At 67.2% G+C, this 2,670-nt stretch carries 4 protein-coding genes; all 4 read left to right on the top strand.

The genetic code is table 11. The annotated features are described in order from the left end of the window. The coding region (locus ACR2JA_RS14320; protein ID WP_434009754.1) for a nitrite/sulfite reductase at positions 1 to 1,189 on the top strand (1,189 nt) is incomplete at its 5' end. 19 nt (positions 1,190 to 1,208) lie between these two features. Continuing rightward, positions 1,209 to 1,592: a DUF934 domain-containing protein gene (locus ACR2JA_RS14315; RefSeq protein WP_434009753.1), complete on the top strand. Its 384-nt coding sequence runs from the start codon at positions 1,209 to 1,211 to the stop codon at positions 1,590 to 1,592. 17 nt (positions 1,593 to 1,609) lie between these two features. Then, complete coding sequence (locus ACR2JA_RS14310) at positions 1,610 to 2,233, top strand: phosphoadenosine phosphosulfate reductase family protein (RefSeq protein ID WP_434009752.1); 624 nt, start codon at positions 1,610 to 1,612, stop codon at positions 2,231 to 2,233. A gap of 35 nt (positions 2,234 to 2,268) precedes the next feature. Continuing rightward, a partial coding sequence (locus tag ACR2JA_RS14305; RefSeq protein WP_434009751.1) for a phosphoadenosine phosphosulfate reductase family protein occupies positions 2,269 to 2,670 on the top strand: 402 nt, incomplete at its 3' end.

The raw sequence follows: 2,670 nt of genomic DNA, 5'->3' as shown, positions 1-2,670 counted from the left end.
GGCCGCCACGCCCTGGCACGACGTCGGCCTGCGGCTGCTGCGCAATGTGGACGGTGATCTGGGCTTCCAGGTCCGCGTGGGTGGTGGCATGGGCCGCACCCCCATCATCGGCGCGGTGATCCGCGAATTCCTGCCCTGGCACCAGATCCTCAACTACCTGGAAGCCATCGTCCGCGCGTACAACCGCTTCGGCCGCCGCGACAACAAGTACAAGGCCCGCATCAAGATCCTGGTCAAGGCCGAAGGCCAGTCCTTCACCGACCAGGTGGAAGCCGAGTACCGCGACCTAGTCGAACAGGACGGCGCGCCGCACACCCTCACCCAGGCCGAGCTGGACCGCGTCAGCGCCTTCTTCGTGCAGCCCGACCTGCGCTGCGACCGCAAGAGCGCCGACGCCAAGATCGCCAACATCCTCAAGGCCGCGGCGGAAGACGATATTGAGTTCAGCCGCTGGCTGACCCGCAACGTCAAGCCGCACCAGAACCCGGACCTGCGCGCCGTGACGCTGTCGTTCAAGCGCCTGGGCTCGGCCCCCGGCGACGCCAGTGCCGAACAACTGGAACGCGCCGCCGACCTGGTGGACCGCTTCTCCAGCGGTGAGGCCCGCGTGACGCACGAACAGAACCTGCTGCTGCCCTGGGTCAGCTGCGACCAGTTGCCCGAACTGTGGCGCGAGGCGCGCCGCCTGGGCCTGGCCAAGCCGAACATCGGCCTGCTGTCGGACATGATCGCCTGCCCGGGCGGCGATTTCTGCGATCTGGCCAATGCCCGCTCGCTGCCCATCGCACAAGCCCTGCTGGCCCGCTACCAGGACCTGGACGAGCTGCACGACCTGGGCGAGATCGACCTGCACATCAGCGGCTGCATCAACAGCTGCGGCCACCACCACAGCGGCCACATCGGCATCCTGGGCGTCGACAAGGACGGCCAGGAGTGGTACCAGGTCACCTTGGGCGGCTCCGACGGCACGCGCCTGTCGGGCGAAGCGGTACCGGGCAAGGTGATAGGTCCGTCCTTCGCGGCCGATGAGATGGTGGACGTGATCGAGGCGCTGATCGACACCTTCCGCACCCAGCGGCAGCCGGCCGAGACCTTCGTCAACACCGTCAAACGGGTCGGCATCGAGCCCTTCAAGACCGCCGCCAACGCGGTGCGCGTGGCCACTGCCCGCCACCCCGTCGCCGCCTGAATCCGCAGCAGTACACGACATGAAACCCACGATTGAACTCTTCAAGGCCGATAGCTTCACCGCCGACGAGAACGGTGTCCTGACGCTGGCCAACGACGCCGACCCGCGCGACGCATCGCTGGACGGCGTCCACACCGTGCAGCTGCAGTTCCCCTCGTTCGCCGATGGCCGTGCCTTCAGCCAGGCCTTCCTGCTGCGCCGCCGTCTGGGCTTTGCCGGCCAGATCCGCGCCATCGGCGACGTGCTGATCGACCAGCTGGCCCAGATGCAGCGCAGCGGCTTCACGCAGGCCGTGCTGCGCGCCGACCAGAGCGTCGACCACGGCCGCCAGCTGCTGGCCCAGTACGACGCCTATTACCAGGGTGACGCGGTGGATGTGAAGCCGCATTTCGCCGCCGCCTGAGCTTTCGGAAGAACACCATGAGCACCATCGACCTTGCTTCCATCAACACCGAACTCGGCCGCGACGCCCCCGCCCTGGTGAAGTGGGCCCTCGGCCTGGGCCAGACGACCATCGTCACCACCAACTTCCGGCCTTTCGAGGCGGTGATCCTGCACCTGGTCACCCGTGTGAACCCCGACGTGCCAGTGGTCTGGATGGACAACGGCTACAACACCGAAGCCACCTACCGATTCGCCGACGAGGTGACGAAACAGCTGAAGCTGAACCTGAAGATCTACCTGCCGCGCCGCTCGCGCGCGCACCGCGAAGCCGTGGAAGGCGCCACGCCTGCGCTGGACGACCCGCGCCACGCCGCCTTCACCGAAGAAGTGAAGCTGGAGCCCTTTGCGCGTGCCCTGCGCGAGACCGCACCCAAGGTCTGGTTCACCGCGCTGCGCGCCACCGACACCGCCGTGCGCGCCCAGATGGACCCGGTCAGCATCAACCCCGATGGCCTGATCAAGGTCGCGCCGCTGCTGCACTGGACGTCCAAGGAGCTGTACCACTACTGTGAACTGCACGGCCTGCCCAACAACTTCGACTACGTGGACCCGACCAAGGGCGAAGAGAACCGCGAGTGCGGTCTGCACCTGGCCCATTGAAGACGGCCCACCGAACCGAACGCCAGAACCCAATCATGAACGCCCGTACCGACACCGCAGTGCTGCAAAACGCCCAAGCCTCTGCCGAACACCACCTGAGCAACGCCCACCTGGACGCGCTCGAAGAGGAAACCATCTTCATCCTGCGCGAGGTGGCCGCGGCCTTCGAGCGCCCCGCCCTGCTGTTCTCTGGCGGCAAGGACTCGCTGGTCATGCTCAAGTGCGCCGAAAAAGCCTTCGGCGTCGGCCGCATCCCCTACCCGCTGCTGATGATCGACACCGGCCACAACTTCCCCGAAGTGACCGACTTTCGCGACCAGCGCGCCGCCGAGTTGGGCGCCGAGCTGATCGTGCGCCGCGTGGAGGACTCCATGGCGCGCGGCAGCGTGCGCCTGGCCCACCCGGGCGAGAGCCGCAATGCGCACCAGTCGGTGACG

The sequence above is a fragment of the Hydrogenophaga sp. genome, from assembly GCF_051007235.1.
Taxonomy (GTDB): Bacteria; Pseudomonadota; Gammaproteobacteria; order Burkholderiales; family Burkholderiaceae_C; genus Hydrogenophaga.
The sequence above is the reverse complement of the archived record's forward strand: the minus strand, read 5'-3'. Positions and strand labels throughout refer to the sequence as shown.